The organism is Luteococcus sp. (genome assembly GCF_043424415.1).
Taxonomy (GTDB): domain Bacteria; phylum Actinomycetota; class Actinomycetes; order Propionibacteriales; family Propionibacteriaceae; genus Luteococcus.
In genome coordinates this window covers 1-18,245 of record NZ_JBHWOO010000071.1, presented here as the reverse complement: position 1 = coordinate 18,245, position 18,245 = coordinate 1, and the positions used below count along the sequence as shown (strand labels likewise).

14 protein-coding genes are annotated in these 18,245 nt (G+C 70.8%); 7 read left to right on the top strand and 7 right to left on the bottom strand.

Annotation, left to right across the window (positions count from 1 at the left end; genetic code table 11):
• Positions 1 to 158 precede the first annotated feature (158 nt).
• Positions 159 to 1,457, top strand: a complete 1,299-nt coding sequence (locus ACHFFZ_RS04025) for a M16 family metallopeptidase (protein WP_394275378.1) — start codon at positions 159 to 161, stop codon at positions 1,455 to 1,457.
• Positions 1,454 to 2,833: a M16 family metallopeptidase gene (locus tag ACHFFZ_RS04020; protein ID WP_394275377.1), complete on the top strand. Its 1,380-nt coding sequence runs from the start codon at positions 1,454 to 1,456 to the stop codon at positions 2,831 to 2,833. Before ACHFFZ_RS04025 ends, ACHFFZ_RS04020 begins: the two co-directional genes overlap by 4 nt.
• A 4-nt stretch (positions 2,834 to 2,837) precedes the next feature.
• Here the strand turns inward: ACHFFZ_RS04020 and ACHFFZ_RS04015 are convergent, their stop codons facing one another.
• The 3 genes from ACHFFZ_RS04015 to ACHFFZ_RS04005 are packed head-to-tail and all read right to left on the bottom strand — an operon-like array spanning position 2,838 to position 7,421.
• Positions 2,838 to 5,753 carry a UPF0182 family protein gene (locus ACHFFZ_RS04015; protein WP_394275376.1) on the bottom strand — a complete coding sequence of 972 codons (2,916 nt, stop codon included), beginning with the start codon at positions 5,751 to 5,753 and terminating at the stop codon, positions 2,838 to 2,840.
• Between the two features lie 3 nt (positions 5,754 to 5,756).
• Positions 5,757 to 6,314, bottom strand: a complete 558-nt coding sequence (locus ACHFFZ_RS04010; RefSeq protein ID WP_394275375.1) for a PPA1309 family protein — start codon at positions 6,312 to 6,314, stop codon at positions 5,757 to 5,759.
• A gap of 57 nt (positions 6,315 to 6,371) precedes the next feature.
• Entirely contained in the window at positions 6,372 to 7,421 is a 1,050-nt protein-coding gene (locus ACHFFZ_RS04005) for a PDZ domain-containing protein (RefSeq protein WP_394275374.1), read from the bottom strand.
• 96 nt (positions 7,422 to 7,517) lie between these two features.
• On the opposite strand from ACHFFZ_RS04005, the gene ACHFFZ_RS04000 reads away from it, so the two are divergent.
• The gene (locus ACHFFZ_RS04000) at positions 7,518 to 8,870 is read left to right on the top strand and encodes a zinc-dependent metalloprotease (RefSeq protein WP_394275373.1); all 1,353 of its coding nucleotides are present in this window, start codon (positions 7,518 to 7,520) and stop codon (positions 8,868 to 8,870) included.
• Positions 8,871 to 8,874: 4 nt separating this feature from the next.
• On the opposite strand, the gene ACHFFZ_RS03995 is transcribed toward ACHFFZ_RS04000, so the two are convergent.
• Positions 8,875 to 9,441 carry a M48 family metallopeptidase gene (locus tag ACHFFZ_RS03995; protein ID WP_394275372.1) on the bottom strand — a complete coding sequence of 189 codons (567 nt, stop codon included), beginning with the start codon at positions 9,439 to 9,441 and terminating at the stop codon, positions 8,875 to 8,877.
• A gap of 342 nt (positions 9,442 to 9,783) precedes the next feature.
• Here ACHFFZ_RS03995 and ACHFFZ_RS03990 point away from each other — a divergent pair, with 342 nt between their 5' ends.
• A complete protein-coding gene (locus tag ACHFFZ_RS03990) occupies positions 9,784 to 9,948 on the top strand; it encodes a DUF5679 domain-containing protein (protein ID WP_094765022.1) in 165 nt (54 codons plus the stop codon).
• A gap of 155 nt (positions 9,949 to 10,103) precedes the next feature.
• Complete coding sequence (locus tag ACHFFZ_RS03985) at positions 10,104 to 10,931, top strand: hypothetical protein (RefSeq protein WP_394275371.1); 828 nt, start codon at positions 10,104 to 10,106, stop codon at positions 10,929 to 10,931.
• Between the two features lie 20 nt (positions 10,932 to 10,951).
• On the opposite strand, the gene ACHFFZ_RS03980 is transcribed toward ACHFFZ_RS03985, so the two are convergent.
• The 3 genes from ACHFFZ_RS03980 to ACHFFZ_RS03970 all read right to left on the bottom strand — a co-directional run bounded on the left by ACHFFZ_RS03980 (position 10,952) and on the right by ACHFFZ_RS03970 (position 13,735).
• Positions 10,952 to 11,236, bottom strand: coding sequence for a WhiB family transcriptional regulator (locus ACHFFZ_RS03980; protein WP_394275370.1), 285 nt, complete (start codon positions 11,234 to 11,236; stop codon positions 10,952 to 10,954).
• Between the two features lie 102 nt (positions 11,237 to 11,338).
• Entirely contained in the window at positions 11,339 to 11,467 is a 129-nt protein-coding gene (locus ACHFFZ_RS03975; protein ID WP_394275369.1) for a hypothetical protein, read from the bottom strand.
• 126 nt (positions 11,468 to 11,593) lie between these two features.
• Positions 11,594 to 13,735, bottom strand: coding sequence for an ATP-dependent DNA helicase UvrD2 (locus ACHFFZ_RS03970; protein ID WP_394275368.1), 2,142 nt, complete (start codon positions 13,733 to 13,735; stop codon positions 11,594 to 11,596).
• Positions 13,736 to 13,881: 146 nt separating this feature from the next.
• Between ACHFFZ_RS03970 and ACHFFZ_RS03965 the strand changes: the two genes are divergently transcribed.
• Positions 13,882 to 17,106 carry an exodeoxyribonuclease V subunit gamma gene (locus ACHFFZ_RS03965; RefSeq protein ID WP_394275367.1) on the top strand — a complete coding sequence of 1,075 codons (3,225 nt, stop codon included), beginning with the start codon at positions 13,882 to 13,884 and terminating at the stop codon, positions 17,104 to 17,106.
• On the top strand, positions 17,103 to 18,245 hold a 1,143-nt coding region (locus tag ACHFFZ_RS03960), incomplete at its 3' end, for a UvrD-helicase domain-containing protein (protein ID WP_394275366.1). The genes ACHFFZ_RS03965 and ACHFFZ_RS03960, both read left to right, overlap by 4 nt.

Genomic DNA, 18,245 nt, shown 5'->3' with positions numbered 1-18,245 from the left:
GGAGTCCGGCCAGATCGTGATCTGGCCGGCGGCACTTTTTCGTGCGCCCCACCTCGCACCCTGCCCCCGGGACTGGCCTGAGTCACCCTCCACCACCCCGGACGCCCGACGCATGTGGCCATCGGCCCCCTCCGCTGGGCTGTGGCACGCTGGTGGGTATGCCGAAAGACCCGACGCTGCAGTACGAGATCATCGAGCGCACCCTGGCCAATGGCCTGCGCGTGGTGGTCAACCCCGACCCCACCAGCCCCGCCGTCGCGGTGAACATCTGGTACCACGTCGGATCGGCCGACGAGCAGACGGGGGCCAGCGGCTTCGCGCACCTGTTCGAGCACCTGATGTTCCAGGGCTCGCGGCAGGTGGCCTCGGGCGAGCACCTCGCGGCACTGCAGGCCGTGGGCGGCACCGTCAATGCCACCACCAGCTTCGACCGCACCAACTACTTCGAGACCGTCCCGCCGGGTGCAGTGGAGCTGGCCCTGTGGCTCGAGAGCGAGCGGCTGTCCAGCCTCGACGTCAGCCAGGAGAACCTGGACACCCAGCGCGAGGTAGTCAAGGAGGAGAAGCGGCAGCGCTACGACAACGTGCCCTACGGCGACCAGCTGCACCTGCTGCTGGCGCTGAACTTCCCCGAGGACCATCCCTACGCGCACCCCACCATCGGCTCCATGGAGGATCTCGACGCGGCCACCCTGGACGACGTGCGCGACTTCTTCGCCACCTGGTACCGGGCCTCCAATGCGGTGCTCACCCTGGCCGGTGCCGTCGAGGCCGAGCAGGCCTTCGCGCTCGCCGCGAAGTACTTCGGCCACCTCCCGACGCTCCCGGCACCCGAACGTCGCCGTGCCGCCCCGCTGGAACCCCACCATGGGGTGCCGCGCCTCGAGGTGGTGCGTGAGGTGCCCCGCGAGACCCTCCACCTGGGCTGGCGCACGCCAGACCTCGGCCACCCCGACCACCTGGCCGTCGAACAGGCCCTCACGGTGCTCGGCGGCGGCCCGGCCAGCCGGCTGCGCAAGCGCCTGGTGCGCGAGGCCGAGGTGGCCGAGGGAGCCGGCGCCTCCCAGCTCGACCTGGCACAGGGAAGCTCGCTGGCCCTGGTCTCCGCCCGGCCGCGCGACGGCCACAGCCTCGACGAGCTCGAGGAGCTCGTCGTCGCCGAGGTCCAACGGCTGCTCGACGAGCCGGTCACCGCCGAGGAGCTCGACCGGGCCAATGCCTCCTTCGAGCGCGAATGGCTCGGCGAGCTCGCCGAGGTGGACTCCCGCGCCGATGCCCTGGGCTCCTTCGCCACCCTGTACGGCGACCCCGGCCGGCTCAACACCCACCTCGCCGAGCTCGTGGCCCTGACACCCCAGCAGGTGCAGCAGGCGGCACGACGCTGGCTCGCCCCCGAGCAGCGCAGCTCGCTGCACTACCTTCCCAGCCCCAGCCAGACCCCGCAGGAGCAGGCATGAGCCAGACCATCGACCCCACCACGCCACTGCCCCGCCCCGCCATCACCGCTGCGCAGCCGTGGACCTTCCCCACGGCCCGGCAGCGGGTGCTCGACAACGGGCTGCAGGTGTGGGCCTTCCACCTGCCCGGCCAGCACGTCGTCACCGCCGCCCTGGTCCTCGACCTGCCCCTGACCGTCGAGGTGCCCGAACTGGAGGGCATCGCCACGATGGCCCTGCGAGCCAGCGACGAGGGCACCCGCGAGCACCCCGGGCAGTCGATCATCGATGCCCTCGAGTCGGCCGGCGCCGCCTCTGAGGGAGGGGCCTCGGCATCAGCCACCATCTGCTCGGTGGAGATGCCCAGCACCCGCCTGGCCCAGGCCCTGCCCCTGTTCGCCGAGATCGTCCAGTCCCCCACGTTGGCCGATGCCGACGTGGAACGCCACGTGGCGCTGCGACTGTCCGAGATCGAGCAGACTTTGGCCCGCCCCTCGTCGGTGGCGGCCCTGGCCGTGCGCCAGGTGCTCTTCGACCCCTCCTGCCGCGAGGCACGGCCCCAGGGCGGCGTCGCCCGGACCGTCCGTGCCGTGACCGGCGAACTGGTGCGCAGCTTCCACGAGCGCCACTGGGGACCCCAGGGCTCGACCCTGGTCGTCGCCGGTGACCTCGACCAGGGCGTCGACGCCCTGGTCGAACAGTGCTTCGGCGGCTGGAAGGCCCCCGGCGGCCGGGCCCTGCACGTCGTCCCCACCCCGGCCGGAGCCCCGACCTCCACCGACCAGGGACGCATCGTGCACCTGGTGGACCGGCCCGAGAGCGTGCAGACCGAGATCCGCGTCAGCGGCATCGGCCTGGACCGCACCAGCCTCGACTTCGCACCGCTGCAGGTGGCCGCCAGCGCCATGGGCGGCAGCTTCGGCAGCCGACTGAACACCGAGCTGCGCGAGCGCAAGGGCTACACCTACGGCGTCCACTTCGCCGTCTCCCCCGCCCGCCTGGGCGGCACCTGGGCGGTCTCCACCAGTGTGCGCACCGAGGTGGCCGCCCAGGCCGTGCTCGACTGCCTGCGCATCATGGAACTCACCGAGGACTTCAGCCCCGAGGAGGTGGCCGACGCGGTCAACCAGCAGCTGGGCGTGGCGCCGCTGCGCTATGACACGGCCTCGGCCATCGCCAGCCAGGCCGCCACCCTGGCCGCGGCCGGATGGGACCCAGACTTCGTCAACCTGCACTTCACCCGCATCGGCCAGGTGGGCCCGGCCAGCGCCAGCGCCGCCTACCGCGCGGTCGTGCGCCCCGAGAACAGCCACGTCGTCCTGGTTGGCGACGCGGCAGCCCTGCGGGAGCCACTGGCCGAGGCAGGCTTCGTCGTGCAGGAGCTCGAGGTCAGCTGAGGGCTCAGCGCAGCGCCTGTTCGGCCTGGGCCACCTTCTTCCGGGCCAGGTCCATCTGCTTCTCATAGGCGGCCAGGTCGCCCTTGGCCAGTTCCTTGTCGGCCGCCGAGAAGGCATCCGCCGCCTGCTTCAGCAGCTCCTGCGCGGTGGCCTGTTCGGTGGGAGGAGTGCCGTCCTGCCGCGGCGCCTCGGACGACTTCCCGCCACCGCTCCCCTCCCCGGTGGAGGCGCCCGCGTCACCCTGGAAGACGCTGTCCAGCGCCTCCTGCAGGGTGCTGCCGATGCCGATGTGCTCGCCGAAGCGCACCACCACGAAACGCAGCACCAAGTAGCCGCCGGTGGTGGTGGACTGCTGCGTGTAGACCGGTGAGACGTAGAGCAGTCCGCCGCCCACCGGGATGGTCAGCAGGTTTCCGAAATGGGCCTGGGCCGAGCCCTGCATCAGGTAGGGACGCAGCTTCGAGGCGACCGTCTCGTCGGTGTTCATCGCATTGAAGGTCTGGCCCGGGCCGGCCACCTGCTGGCGGTCGGACAGTTCCAGCACCCGGATACGGCCGTAGTCCTCGTGCGAGGCATCGGCATTGACCGCCATGAAGGCGCCCAGGTTCTCACGCCCCCGGGGCACCAGGGCCGAGCTCTGGCTGAAGACGGGTTCGCGGTCCCCCGGCCACTTGATGGACAGGTAGTTGGGGGCCTCCTTGCGCCCGTCATTGGAGACCGGGTCATTGGGCACCGCCCACAGGTCCGACTGCTGGAACCAGGTGTCGGGATTGGTCGAGTGGTAGCGCCCCAGCACCTCGCGCTGCACCTTGAACAGGTCAGCCGGGTAGCGCATGTGCTCCAGCAGGCTCGCGGGGATGCTCGCCTTCGGCTGCACCAGCCCCGGGTAGACCTTCTGCCAGGTCCGCAGCACCGGGTCCGACTCGTCCCACTGGTACAGGGTGACGGTGCCGTCGCCGGCATCCACGACAGCCTTGACCGAGTTGCGCAGGTAGTTCACCGGCCGCGGCTGCTGCTGCACGCTGGTCTGGGAGTCACTGGTGGCCTGGCGCAGGTCCACCCGGTTGGAGTTCGGGTAGGTGGCCGAAGTGGTGTAGGCGTCGACCACCCACACGATGCGTCCGTCGACCACCGCCGGGTAGATGTCGGAGTCGGGCGTCAGCCAGGGCGCCACCTTCTGCAAACGTTCCCGCGGGGTGCGGTCGTAGAGGATCCGCGAGGCCTCATTGACACGATCGGTCGACAGCACCAGGTTCGGGTCACCGAAACGGATCGCGTACAGCGCCCTGATCAGCGGATTCCCGATGCCGACGCCGCCCTTGCCGTCATAGGTGTTGCGGGTCTCGTTCGAGCCCTTGGCACCGCCCCCGGGCGTGTCCAGCTCCACCGGCTCGGTGCCCTCGGGCGCGCCGACCACGGCATAGGTGTTGGTGCGCTCGCCGAAGTAGATCCGCGACTGGGTCTCCTCCAGCTTGCCGACGGTGGGGATGTCGCGGGCGATCCACTCCGGCTCGCCGTTGGCCTGGCGGCGGTTGCCATAGGCCGCCACGACACCGTTGCCGTGGGTGTAGACGGTGTGCAGGTTGGTCCAGCTCTTGTCGGGGATCTCGTCGGCATTGATCTCGCGGGCCGCCACCACCGCGTCGGTGAAGTGGCCGTCCAGCGTGTAGCGGTCGACGTCCAGCACCTCGGGGAAGGAGTAGTAGCCGCGCACCTGCTGCAGCTGTTCGAAGGTGGGTCCGATCAGGGCCGGGTCCACCAGGCGGATGCCGGGCAGTGCGGTGGCATCGGCCTTGAGCTGGCCAGCCGAGACGGTCGTGGTCACGTCATGGTCCTGGGTGACCTCCACGTCGGACAGGTCATAGGCATCGCGGGTCGCGGCGATGTTCTGTGCGATGTAGGCGCGCTCCCGCGCCGGGCCCTTGGGCTGGACGTCGAAGCGCTGCACGATCGCCGGGTAGATGCCCTGCACCAGCACGGCCGAGACCAGCAGCAGCACCAGGGCCAGGACAGGAATGTTCCAACGGCGCATCCGGGCATTGGCCGCCAGCAGCGCCGCGACCAGCAGGCAGACAAGGGCCAGCAGTTCCTTGGCCACCACGCGGGCGCTCATGTCGGTGTGCCCGATGCCCGTGAAGAGCCAGTTGTTGGTGACCGCATAGCCGTAGCGGTCGAGCCAGCAGGAGATGGCCATCAGCACCATCAGCACCGCCCCCAGCACCGACAGGTGGGCCTGGGCGCCCTGGCCCAACTGGGTTGGCCGGCGACTGACCACCGTCTGGCCCGTGGGCGTGGTGCTGACGGTGAAGGACTGCAGCGCGCCCAGCATCAGGTGGGCCAGCAGGACCGCGAACAGGCTTGCCCCTGCGATCCAGAAGGCCTGGGACAGCACGAAGCGCCACCACGGGTAGTCGAAGACGTAGAAGGCGACGTCCTTTCCGAACCACGGCTCGGTCCGGCCGAAGGGCGTTGCGTGGCGCCAGGCCAGGAAGACGTCGCGCTGCAGGAAACCGGCCAGTCCGCTGGCCAGGCCCAGCACTACCGAGACTCCCAGGATCACCAGGCGGTGGCTGCGGTCCACCAGCGCCCGGGTCTGCCCGACCAGTGGTGAGCCGCCGCTGCGGGTACGTGGGCGCATCCGGTGGGCCAGGCGCAGGTTGAGGGCCGTGCAGGCCGTCATCAACCCGCCGCAGGCGACGAAGAGCAGTACCCCGGTGCCGAGCCTGGTGCGGAAAACCTGGCCGACGTCGAGCTGGGTGAACCACAGCCAGTCGGTCCACAGTCGGGAGCCGAGCATCACCAGCAGACCCACGGCCATCAGGGCCAGGACGGCCGCCAGGGGCGCGTTCTCACGGGCCGGGCGGCGCGGGTTGGAGCGGGACGGGCGGGGCCGGCCGGCTGTCGGCTGTGCGGTGCTCATTGCTCAGGCCAGGGTCCGGGCCAGGGCGCTTGCCAGGGCGGGGACCAGCTGGGTCCCGCCGAGGAGTTCGTCGGGCTCGCTGACCAGGCGGGCCAGCCCGTGGCTGCTGCCGTCGCGCAGCGACCCCACCACCACGCGGACGTCCTGGCGCTGGGGATGCTTGGCGACGAAGCGCGCCGCCTCGTCGGGATTGGCCGGGATCTGGTCCTCCAGTCCGGCGGGCAGGAAGGTGCGCTCCAGGGCAAGGGCGCAGCCATGGACGCTCTCGGACCAGCCGATCTGGGCCAGGGTGGTCATCAGGTCCTCCCCGTCACGAAAGTCCTCCTGCTCGATCGAGCTCAGGGCGTCCTCGCTGGTGACGGTGAGCTGGTCAGCCAGGTGGGGCTCGGCGGCCACCAGGTCTGCAGTGCGCACCAGGGCGAACAGGCGGGCGGGCTGGTCCCATCCGGACTGTCCGACGTGGCGCTCGATCTCCACCAGGGCAGCGATCAGCGCCTCCGGCTGGTCCTGGGCGCCCTCGGTTGCGTCGGGCTGGGTGCTGGGCTGGTGCTTCTCGCTCATCGAGGGTCCTTGTCATGCGGGTGTGGACGGGTCATAAAGGTGTGGCGCGTAGGTGGGTCAGCAGTGGGCAAGGGTCGCCGGGTCGACTCCAGCGCGCCAGTCGGTGAGGATCTTGACCGCTTGGGAGAGGGTCTCGACCGGCACCAGCTCGAGGCTGCTGCGCATCCCCGTCAGGTCGGTGCAGTTGGCGCGCGGCAGCAGGAAGAGCTCCGAGCCCGCGCGCTCGGCGGCCGCCACCTTCTCCTGCACGCCGCCGATGGGCTGAACCGTGCCATCGGCCATGATCTGGCCGGTCACGGCCACGTCGTGGCCGCCCAGCAGGTCCCCCTGGGTGATCTGGTCATAGATGGCCAGGCCGAAGCCGAGCCCGGCGCTGGGGCCCACCACCTGCTCATCCACGCCGAAGGAAACCTCGGGGGCGTACTTGTAGCCATTGACAGTGCTGATGCCCAGCACCGGGACCTTCTTGTCCTCATTGGACGAGGCCGTGGTGACGGTGACGTCGCGCCTCTGGCCGTCGCGCAGCACCCCGAGCACCACCGGGTCACCCACCTGGTGGCGTGCCACCAGGCGTTCCACATCGGCAGGCCGCTGGACGACGGTCTGGTCGACGCGCTCGATCAGGTCGCCGGGCTGGAGGCGGTCATAGGACGGCCCCGCCACTCCGACGGACTCCACCAGCGGCATCTGGCGCACCGGCTGCCCCCCGGCCCGCAGGGCGGCGACCACGGCATCGGAACGGGAGTCCACCATCATGGCCACCTCCTCGTTGCGCACCTGGTCGGCCGACTTGCTCGGGGGGTAGACCACTTCGCGCGCCAGCACGTCATGCTTGGGTGCCACGTGGGAGTAGAGGGCTTCGGGCAGGCTCAGCGAGGAGTCGACGCGGGTCACCGAGACCGTCGTCATTCGCAGCTTCCCGGTGGTCGGGTAGGTCTTGAGGCCTTCGACCTGGACCGCCGGGACGCCGTCGTCGTCGGTTGCGAGCAGGTCGAGGGTGCGGCCGGGCCCCCAACTGACGAAGGGAACGGGCAGCAGGGCGAGCAGCAGGGCCAGCCCCACGAAGCAGACCGCGGAGACAATGGCGGTCCAGGTCTGGCGGGTCATGGCGGCCACCCTACCCGTGCGCGCACAGCCCGCCCCACCCGACGCGTCCAGCCATGGGACCTTCACCGGGCTTGTGCCGTGCGGTTCAATGGCACCATGAGCGATTCGACCGGAGCACCGCGCGACGACCAGCCGAACGATCCCCTCAGCGAGATCCTGCGCCAGCTCGGCATCCCGACCGGACCGGGCGGACAGATGGACCTCAACCAGCTGATGGCCCGGCTGCAGCAGCAGATGGGCGCCTTCAGCCAACAGACTTCTGAGGGCTCCGGCGTGAACTGGGAGCGCACCCGCCACGCCGCCCGCCAGGTGGCCGCCAGCCTGGGCCCCGATCCGAGCACCACCAGCCAGCAGCAGCGCGAGGTGGCCGATGCCGAGCGCCTGGCCAACCTGTGGCTTGACGAGGCATGTGACTTCGGGGAGCTGCCCCGCGGTGCAGCCGCCCTGAGCCGGGCCGAGTGGATCGAGCAGACGATGCCGGCCTGGGAGAAGATGACCGAGCCGATCGTGAGCAACATCGCCAGTGCCATGGGCAACATGATGGGCGGCCAGATGGGCCAGATGCCCGCCGAACTGGGTGCCTTCGGCGCGATGATGCAGCCGATGCTGCGTCAGGCGGCGGGCGCGATGTACTCGATGCAGCTGGCCCAGGCGATCGCGAAGCTGTCCACCCAGGTGGTGACCGGCTCCGAGACCGGATTCCACCTGATGGAGCAGGCCCGGGCGAGCATCCTGCCCACCAATGTGGCTGCCTTCAGCGAGGGGCTCGAGGTAGCCGACCAGGACGTGCTGCTCTACCTGCTGCTGCGCGAGACCGCCCGTCAGCGACTCTTCCACCAGGTGGGTTGGCTGGCGCCGCAGATGCTGGCGATGGTCGAGCACTATGCACGGGAGATCACCATCGACGCGTCGGCCCTGGAGAGTGCCATCGACATCGACGACATGGGCGAGATGACGCCGGAGAAGATGCAGCAGATCAGCGAGAAGCTGCAGGGCAACCTCTTCGAGCCGACCCAGACGGCCGAGCAGGTGGAGATCCTGGGCCGGCTGGAGACGGTGCTGGCGCTGGTCGAGGGATGGGTGGACGAGGTCGTCGCCCAGGCCACCGCGCGATGGATGCCGAACTCCTCCCAGCTGGCCGAGGCGGTGCGTCGCCGCCGGGCCGCCGGTGGCCCGGCAGAGGAGGTGCTCAAGTCGCTGGTGGGCCTGGAGCTGCGTCCACGGCGCGTCCGCGATGCCGCGAACCTCTGGGCCGCGCTGACCGCCGATCGAGGCGTCGGTGGCCGTGACGCCGTCTGGCAGCACCCGGACATGATGCCGACCGCGGACGACCTGGACGACCCGCTGGGCTATGTCAGCGGCGAGAGCACACGTCCCGAGGCCGACGATCTGGATGCCGAACTGGCCAAGCTGCTCGAGCAGGAGGGGCGCTCGGGCGAGGAGTCCTGAGCGGTCAGTCGCCGTCGATCTCGTCGCCGCCCGGGGCCCCGCCGTCGGCGGCGCTCCATCCCTCGAGGTAGCCGGCGGCCCGTTCGGCGTGCGGGGTGCGACCGGCCAACTCGTGGAAGCGTTCGGTGTGGTGGGGTTCGACGAGGTGGGCCAGTTCGTGCAGCAGGACGTGGTCGACCACCCAGTCCGGCATCTGCTGCAGCCGGTGGGAGAGCCTGATCGTCCCCTCCGAGGGGGTGCAGGATCCCCAGCGGTGGTTCTGGTTGGTGACCCAACGCACCGAGACCGGCCGCACCGGGTGACCCACCACCGGATCGAGGTGTTCCCGGGCCAGCTGCTCGGCCCGGGCCTCCAGCGCCTCGTCGCCGACGGGGGGCCTGCGGCGCTCCTGCTGGCGTCGCATCCGAGCCACCATCGTGCGGGCCCAGCGCAGCTCCTCGGCGGCGGTCATGCCCGTCGGGAGCATCACGACGACGACCTGGCCCTCCCGGCGGGCCTGAATGGTGCGTCGGCGCCGGGCGCTGCGGCGAAGCTCCACCGTGGTGCCGTCCAAGTCGATCCTCTGCGCCATGTCCTCCACTGTGGCACAGCCCTGGACACGAGCAGCCCCAGGGCTTGACGGTCCATCGCGGGTGGACTAGCCTTCTCACAAGGCCCTCGGCTGGTCGATCATGTGCAGGGGAAGGCAGATGATCTTGATCGCCGAGGGCCCTCTTCATGCCCCTTGGTGTCCATGGCCTCTGGCGCCGCTGCGGCGCCCCCGCCTGCGCGCCTGGCGAAATCGCGCCCCCGCACGGCGCGTCAGGTCGCTTCAGGCGGCGCAATCCTTGCTGACATGGCTACAGTGAACGACGAGCCCGGTGGCCGCCTGTTTCATGGCTGCCGGCCGGACAACATCAACCAGGAGGAAATCGTGGCCGAAGAGACCTACAGCGGTGAGTTCTACTGCGTCAAGTGCAAGGCGAAGCGTGAGGCCTCGGGCAATGTCGTCGTGAACGACAAGGGCACCCGCATGGCCAAGGCCAAGTGCCCCGAGTGTGGCACCAACCTGAACCGCATCCTCGGCAAGGCCAAGTGATCGCAGCAGTCAGGACCTGACGTCCCAGCGACGTCGACGAGGGGGCGCACCGTGATGGTGCGCCCCCTCGTGCGTGTCGAGCCGGTGTTGTCCGGGTGTTGGCCGTAGCCCGCTGGCTCTGGTGTGTGTCCTCCTGGTCACAGCAGACTGCGGCCATGAGCGCCCGGAGCCGTTGCGAACACCTCACCACCAACCACGGAGACGTCTGGTGGCTCGACGAGACCACTTGGGTCAGGGTCTCGGGCCTCGACGAGGCCCATCCCCGCCACCGGGAACGGCAGGAAGCCGTCTCGGAACTCCTCGCCGGACGGGGCATGGTCGTCAAGGCCCGCCCCGAACAGGCCTGGACCGGTCTACACCTGGCGGTGGCCGGCAGTGGCCCCCTGGCACGGCAGGTGTGCAAAGAGCTCTTGCGTAGCGGTCTGGGGCGGCTCGACTGCCTGGATCCATTCGCACGCAATAGCGAGGGGCAGGCTGTGGTGCGGGCCCTTCGAGCTCGGCACCGGGCGCGCATCTCGTGGGTGGACGAGGTTGCGGAGCTGGCCGGACGCGGGGTGGACTTGGTGCTGGTGGCGCCGGACACCGTCGAGGCGGACCGGCTGCTGCTGGCCGAACTGGTCCGCCAGGACATCCCACACCTGCTGCTCGGTGCCCATGGGGACGTGGGCCGAATCGGGCCGCTCGTGCGTCCGGGGCGTGGGCCCTGCCAAGGATGTGCCGACCTGGCCCGCGGGCAATTGGAGACCGCCTGGCCGCAGGTCGTGGCGGCCCTGGGCTGCCGCCGGGCCCGCCCCCACCCGACGATCACCGGGCTGGTGGCTGCCCGGGCGGTGCTTGCGGTGGGCTGGCTGGCACGCGGTGTCGACGACGGGTCGGGCCTGCAGGGCCGGGTGGAGGTCATCGACCTGTTCGACCCCGCACCCCGCCGTGCCAGCTTCGGCGTGCATCCGGACTGTGGGTGCAGATGGCATCCGCAGCTGTGAGTCGGCAACAGCGGGGTGCCTCAGCAGGCCACCTGGTCGGGTAGGGGGTGCTTGCGCGGACGACCCCTTGGCCGTTTGCGTTCGATGACCCGTCCAGCATCGAAGAGCTCCCCACCCCACACTCCGTGCGGTTCGGCGCGCTCCAGGGCCCCGTCGAGGCATTGACGGCGCACCGGGCAGGTGGCGCAGACCTGCTTGGCGCGTTGCACCTGAAGCATGTCGTCCGAGAAGAACAGGGTCGGGTCATGCGCAGTGCACGCGGCGAGCGACAGGGGCACCGTGATCGGGTCGAACATGGTGGTCATTCGTGGAACTCCTGGGCCGTTGGGGCGGTGGTCCCGGAAACGACGAAGGCCGTGCGAATCCGGGGTGTTCCCGGCTGCACGGCCTGGCGAGGTGGATCGCGCTCAGGAGTCCATGAGGGGAACGGGGCGGGTGACGTCGGTGGCTGCCTGCTCACCGGGTCGGACGAACAGCGGGTGGCTGGTCTTCGCCGGGGAGGTGCCGAAGCACGTCATGGCCTGGATCGTGTTCATCGCTGCTCGCCTCCTCTCGTCGTGTGCCCCATCCGGGGGACCCGAATGGCTGGTGGTGAAGAATCTATGCTGCGGCGCCGGTTCCCGCAACCAATTTTTGACAAGGGCTTTCACCGCTGGCTCGGGTCAGGCGCCGGTCAGGGTCTGCTGCATCCCCTCGGGGGTCTCGCCCGCCACGATCTGCAGCAGGTCGGCGCCGTGGCGCTCCATCTTGGTACGTCCCACGCCCGGGACCCGCAGCAGCGCCTGCTCGTCGGCCGGCAGGGTCTCGGCGATGGTCACGAGGGTGGCGTCGGTGAAGATCACGAAGGCGGGCATGCCGCCGGCCTGGGCCACCTGCTTGCGCCAGGCCTTCAGCCGGGCGAGCAGCTCTTCGTCATAGTCCGAGGAACAGCCCTCGTGGCGCCCGATCTTGCGTTCGGCACCGTTGGTGAGGCCCTTGCCGCAGACCCGGCAGTTCTGCGACTGGGCACTGCGCGCACTGCGCTTTCGGCGGGGCGCCTGCTGTTCGGCCTGCTTGGCCAGCGAGGCGGGGGTGAGTCCGTCGAGGAAGCGGGAAGGTCCCCGACTGCCGCGTCCGCCGGTGCGCGATCGGCTCCAGGTGATCGACAGGTGGCGGCGGGCCCGGGTGATGCCCACGTAGAGCAGGCGCTTCTCCTCGGCCACCTGCTCGTCGGTGGTGGCCAGCACGAAGGGCAGCGTGCCCTCCTGGATCCCGAACAGGCACACCGCCTCCCACTCCAGCCCCTTGGAGGCGTGCAGGGTGCCCAGGGTCACGCCCTGGCTGATGGGGGCCTGCTGCAGTGCTGCCCGCTGTGCCAGCGCCTCGGCCAGCTCCGCCAGCCCGAACTCCGGATTCTCGACGGTCACCTCACGCGCCAGGTCCACCAGCGCGTTCAGTGACTCCCACTTCTCGCGCACCGAACCCGAACCCTCCGGCGGGTCCTCGGCCCACCCGACCCCGGACAGCACGTCCTTGAGCAGGGGCAGGCCGGGGCCCTCCGGCTCGGCCCGCAGCGCCGCTCGCAACGAGGCCAGGGCCTGCTTGATCTCGGGCCGCTCGTAGAACTTCTCGCTGCCGCGCACCAGGTAGGGGATGTCCAGCTGCGAGAGGGCGGCCTCCAGCGTCGGGGACTGCGCGTTGATCCGGAAGAGCACCGCCATCTCGCGCCACTCGACGCCCTCCTGGTGGCGCTGCTTCAGCCACTGCGCGATGTGGCGGGCCTCGTCGGCCTCCTCGGGGAAGGAGCCGAACTCCACCTCGGGCCCCTTGGGCAGCTGTGCTTCCAGACGCACCCCGCCCAGCTGGGCACGACCCGTCGCGGCGGCCGCCAGGCGGGCGGCACGAGACGGCATCATCACCTTGTTCGCCAGGCCCACCACCTGCGGGGTGGAGCGGTAGTCACGCACCAGCCGCACCACCTTGGTGCCGGGGTGCTCGGCGGCGAAGCTGGTGAGGAAGTCGGCACGGGCCCCGGCAAAGGCGTGGATGGACTGGTGCGGATCGCCCACCACGCACAGGTCGCGCCGCTCGCCCACCCACAGGTTGAGCAGCGTCTGCTGCAGCGGCGAGACGTCCTGGTACTCGTCGACGACGAAGTGGCGGTACTGGCTGCGCACCTGGGCCGCGATCTCGTCGTGCTCGCTGAGCAGCGCGGCGGCACACAGCAGGATGTCGTCGAAGTCGATCTGGCCGCGGGTGCGCTTGGCGGCCTCGTAGCCGGTGAAGACGCGTGCCACCGTCTCTGGATCTGCCGAGGCCAGTTCACGATGGGCCGCGCGCGCGATCGCGGGATACTCCCCCGCCGTCACATTGGAGACCTTGGCCCAGCTGATCTCGCCGGCGAGGTCGCGCAGCAGTCCGGTGTCGACGCTCAGGCCGTGGCGGGAGGCGGACTCTGCCACCAGTGACAGCTTGCGGTCGCTGACCTGCGGCAGCTCGACCCCGTAGGCCTTGGGCCAGAAGTACTGGATCTGGCGCAGGGCGGCGGAGTGGAAGGTGCGGGCCTGCACCTGGCCCACGCCCAGCTCGTGCAGGCGGCCCCGCATCTCGCCAGCCGCACGCGTGGTGAAGGTGACAGCCAGCACCGAGCGCGGGTCGAGTGCGCCGGTGTGTGCCCCGTAGGCGATCCGGTGGGTGATGGCTCTCGTCTTGCCCGTCCCGGCGCCGGCGATCACCGCGACCGGCACATCGAAGGTGGTCGCCACCTCCCGCTGTTCGGGGTCGAGGGCTGCCAGCACTGCCTGCGGATCAAGGGAGTTCGCCACGTTGCCACCCTAGTCGGCGGGTCTGACAGGAACCGTTCGCGACGGCCCGCCCCCTCCTGCGCAGCCTCCGATCGGGCGGCACGCTGGCCGCACGAATCCGCCACAGCGCATTTTTGTCACAACGCCGTCCTAGGGTTGGAGCCACGATGACGACCACGACCACCGCCCCCGCCGACCAGTCCACCGGCCAGCCCGGTCTGGCACTGGTGACCTGCCCCGACTGGACGGTGCTGTGCGACCGGCTCGTCGAGGGGCTGCGCCGCCCGCCGGCCGACCCCTTCGCCCCCCAGACCGTGGTCGTCGAGGACCCGGCCACCCGGCGGGCCCTGGCCCAGGAACTGGCCGTGCGCCTGGGTGCCGCCACCGGTGACCACAACTCCGGGATCTGCGCCGGGATCGACTTCGTCAGCCTCCAGGGCTTGCGGCGACGGCTCGAAAGCGAGCTGCTGGGCCTGGACCCCGCCTGGGATCCGTGGCGACGCCGCGCCCTCACCCTCGCTGTGGTCGAGGTTCTGGCCGAGGCCAAGGGCGACTGGTTCGCACCGCTGGCCGCCCACCTGGGCGATGACGACTCGCTGCGCCCAGGCCGTCGGATCGCCACCGCCCAGCGGATCGCGCGGCTCCTCCACCGTTATCTGGAGACCGCCCCGGAACTGCTGGAGTCCTGGCGCCGCGGCGAACTCGTCGATGCCGAGGGCCAGCCGCTCGCTGACTCACAGATCTGGCAAGCGATGGTCTGGCAGGCGCTGCTCGAGCGGCTGCCCGCACCCGACCCGTTGAGCCGCAGGACGATCCTGGCCGAGCGGCTGCGCGAGCAGCCCACGGGGGCTCCGCTGCACGTGGTGGACCCGACCACCGCCCGTCCCAGTGACGAGGGACTGGTGCGCGCCCTGGCCGATGCCGCGCCCGTCACCGTCCTGTTCCTCGACGCCCGGCGCGGTGACGAGCTGCTGGATGCCCGTTGGGCGGGGGTGCGAGGGACCTGGCAACAGCGCTGGCAGGCCGCGGCCGACAGCACCGAGGTACTCCCTCCACAGGGCCGCACGGCCCTGGTGGACGGCCGGGTGGAGGTCCATGCCTCGCACGGGCCCGACCGTCAGGTGGAGGTGCTGCGCGAGGTGCTGTGCCGCCTGTTCGACGACGACCCGACCCTGGAGCCTCGTGACGTCGCCGTCGCCTGCACCGACCTGGCGCACTACGCACCGCTGGTGCGCGCCAGCTTCGGCCTGGACGAGTCACTGGTGGGCCGGCGGCTGCACCCCGGCCACCGGCTGAGGGTCCAGCTGGCCTCATCCTCGCTGGCACAGCCCAATCCCGTCTTCGACCTGCTGCGCCAGCTGCTCGAGCTTGCTGGCGACCGCGCCACCGCGCAGCAGCTGGTGGACCTGTGTGCCAGTTCACCCGTGGCGGCCCTGTTCGGTCTCGAGGAGGACCATCAGGAGCGCATCCGGCGACTGGTGGACCAGGCCGAGGTGCGCTGGGGGCTGGACGGCAGCCATCGTGCTGCCTTCGGGCTGGGCCAGGTGCGCCAGTCCACCTGGCTGGCCGGCGTCGAGCGCATCCTCACCGGTATCGCCATGGGGGCAGAACCCCTGCAGTGGCTGGGCACTGCCCTGCCACTGGAGCAGGTCGACGGCTCCGACGTGACCGTCGCTGGACAACTCGCCGAGATCGTCTCCCGGGTCCGCAAGCTGGTGGCGCAGTGGCGCCAGCCCGCCCCCGTCGAGGTCTGGGTCGAGCGCCTCTCAGAGGCCCTGGACCTGCTCGCCGCCGACCCCTCCGATCAGGGGTGGCAGCTGGCCGCGGCCCGACGGCAACTCGCCGACCTGGCCGAGCTGGCCGCCACCCGCACCGCCCTGCTGGGCACCAGCGACGTGCGAGCGCTCTTCGACGAGCTGCTACAGCCCGGCCGCGGACGACCCAACCACGGCAGCGGGGCGCTGCTGGTCTGCTCGCTGGCCGACCTGGGCCTCCACTCCCGCAGGGTGGTGGTGGTGCTCGGGCTCGACGACGCCCGCTTCCCCGCCCGGCCCGCCCGGGACGGTGACGACCTGTCGCGTCCGGTCCGTGATCCCCGAACCGAGGCCCGTGCCCGGTCGCGGCAGTACCTGCTCGACGCGACGCTGGCCGCAACCGAACGGCTCGTGGTGGTGCACCAGGGCCGCTCCGCGCGCACCAACGAAGGCCTGCCCCAACCGGTCGCCCTGCTGGACCTGGTGGAGGCCGCGGACCGGCACCATCCCGTGGCCTCCGAACAGCACAGCCTGCTGCCCCAGGCCGAACAGAACTTCCTGGCCGGATCGCCCCGCAGCTTCGACGTCGAGGCCTTGGCGGGTGCGCGGGCCCGTCGCGACACCGAACTGTCCCCGCCACCACCGGCACTCCCGCTGTGGCAACAGCAGCTCGGAGCTCCCGGTGTCGCGATGAGCTCACTCGACCCCGCCCAGCTCGACCCGGCCCAGTTCGACCCAGTCCAGCTGGATCTCGCCCAGCTCGTCGACTTCTGGCGCCACCCGGCCCGTGAGTTGCTGCGCCACCAGCTCGGCACCACCATGACCGACTGGGAGCGGCCGCTGGCCGAAGAACTTCCCGCCGAAACCACCGGCCTGGAGCAGTGGGCGATCGGCGACCGGCTGGTGCGCCTGGCCCTCGAGGGGGTCGACCTCGGGCGGGCGAGCACCGCTGAGCGGCTGCGTGGAGCACTGCCCCCAGGCCAGCTCGGCAACCACAGCCTGGACTCCCTGCTGCCGGTGGTCCAGCGGGTCGTGCGCAGCGTGCAGCGCTGCCAGGGCGACGAACTTCGCGACCTCGACTGCGAGCTGGAGCTGGACGCCGCCGTGCTCACCGGCCGGGTGCGCGTCCACGGGGGGCAGATCGTGCACCACTCCTTCTCCCGCACCTCTGCCACCCATCTGCTGGAGTCCTGGTGCGAGCTCCTGCTCGTCGCCGCCACCCAGCCGGCGCCGTCCACCGGCTGGCGCGCCGTCCACGTCGGACGCGATGCCATGGCCACCCTGCTCGCCCCGCCGCCCGAGTGGTGCCGTCAGCACCTGACCGAGATGGTCGCCCTGCGGCAGCGCGGCCTGCACCAGCTGGTACCGCTGCCACCCAGGACCGCCGCCACCTGGGTGGGCCTGACGCCGCTGCGTCCCTTCCGGGACCACGACCCGGTCCGCAAGGCCGCCGACGAGTTCCGCTTCGAACACGACGCCGACTGGGGTCGCTTCGTCCCCGACGACCTGACGGCCGTGCGGGAGCTGCCCCGGAGGCATGGTGACCCCGGCCCGACGGGAACTTCACGATTCGAGAACCTGGCCGAATGGATGTACGCGCCCCTGCGTGGACAGCTCGACGTGGGGAACCTGCGATGACCCTGACCTTGGAAGAACCCCGCGACTTCGACCTCACCGGTCCGCTGCCGACCGGCACCACCGTGCTCGAAGCCTCCGCCGGAACCGGCAAGACCTACGCCATCGCCGCCCTGGCCACCCGTCACCTGGCCGAGGGACTGGTGCGGATCGACGAGCTGATGATGGTCACCTTCTCCCGCGCCGCCACCAGCGAACTGCGCAACCGCACCTACCTGCGACTGCGCCAGGCGATCAGCGCCCTCGACACCTTCCTCGAACAGGGCACGTCAGCCGCCGACCCGGTCGACGCCCTGCTGTGCCAAGGCAGCCCGCAGGCAGTGCGGGAACGCCGCGACCGGTTGGCCGAGGCCCTCGCCGAGATCGACCAGGCCACGATCGCCACCACCCACGAGTTCTGCCAGCGCATGCTCTCCGAACTGGGGCTGCTGGCCGACCACGACCACACCGTGCGCTTCAGTGAGGACATCGGTGACCTGGCCGAGCAGGTGGTCCACGACGTCTACCTGGCCGAGCAGGTGGAGCGCACCGGCCCTGCCCCCGGACGTCTGGCCACCTTCACCCGCTTCGCCCACGTGGGACGGGCGGCCCTGCGCGAGGTCGACCTGCCGGTGGAACCCGCCGAGGCACAGGGGTTGAGTGCAGAACGCGTCGCCTTCGCCCACCGGGTGCGCGAGCGCCTGGAACAGCGCAAGCGACTCGCCGGTGTCTACACCTTCGACGACATGGTCAACCGCCTGCGCGACGCCCTGGCCCATCCCGTCACCGGCCGGTTGGCCGCCGACCGTCTGGCCAGGCGTTTCCCGCTGGTGATGATCGACGAGTTCCAGGACACCGACCCGGTGCAGTGGCAGATCGTGCGGCAGGCCTTCGTCGGCCGGTGCACCGTCATCCTCATCGGCGACCCCAAGCAGTCCATCTACGCCTTCCGCGGCGCCGATGTGAACGCCTACCTGGAGGCGGTGGCCTGTGCCGACCGGGTCTTCGGCCTGGGCACCAACCACCGCAGCGATGCCGGTGTCGTGGGCGGGATCGGGGAGCTCTTCGCCGGGGTCGCGATGGGCGATCCCCGCATTGTCGCCCACCCGGTGCGGGCGCGCCACCAGGCCGCCCGCCTGCGCGGACCGCGGCAGGCACAGTAT

Coding starts and splice junctions, on each gene's coding strand:
- ACHFFZ_RS03965 (WP_394275367.1), top strand. CDS start 13,882: ATGACGACCACGACCACCGCCCCCGCCGACCAGTCCACCGGCCAGCCC.
- ACHFFZ_RS04010 (WP_394275375.1), bottom strand. CDS start 6,314: ATGAGCGAGAAGCACCAGCCCAGCACCCAGCCCGACGCAACCGAGGGC.
- ACHFFZ_RS03975 (WP_394275369.1), bottom strand. CDS start 11,467: ATGAACACGATCCAGGCCATGACGTGCTTCGGCACCTCCCCGGCGAAG.
- ACHFFZ_RS03980 (WP_394275370.1), bottom strand. CDS start 11,236: ATGACCACCATGTTCGACCCGATCACGGTGCCCCTGTCGCTCGCCGCG.
- ACHFFZ_RS04015 (WP_394275376.1), bottom strand. CDS start 5,753: ATGAGCACCGCACAGCCGACAGCCGGCCGGCCCCGCCCGTCCCGCTCC.
- ACHFFZ_RS04025 (WP_394275378.1), top strand. CDS start 159: ATGCCGAAAGACCCGACGCTGCAGTACGAGATCATCGAGCGCACCCTG.
- ACHFFZ_RS03995 (WP_394275372.1), bottom strand. CDS start 9,441: ATGGCGCAGAGGATCGACTTGGACGGCACCACGGTGGAGCTTCGCCGC.
- ACHFFZ_RS04000 (WP_394275373.1), top strand. CDS start 7,518: ATGAGCGATTCGACCGGAGCACCGCGCGACGACCAGCCGAACGATCCC.
- ACHFFZ_RS04020 (WP_394275377.1), top strand. CDS start 1,454: ATGAGCCAGACCATCGACCCCACCACGCCACTGCCCCGCCCCGCCATC.
- ACHFFZ_RS03985 (WP_394275371.1), top strand. CDS start 10,104: ATGAGCGCCCGGAGCCGTTGCGAACACCTCACCACCAACCACGGAGAC.
- ACHFFZ_RS04005 (WP_394275374.1), bottom strand. CDS start 7,421: ATGACCCGCCAGACCTGGACCGCCATTGTCTCCGCGGTCTGCTTCGTG.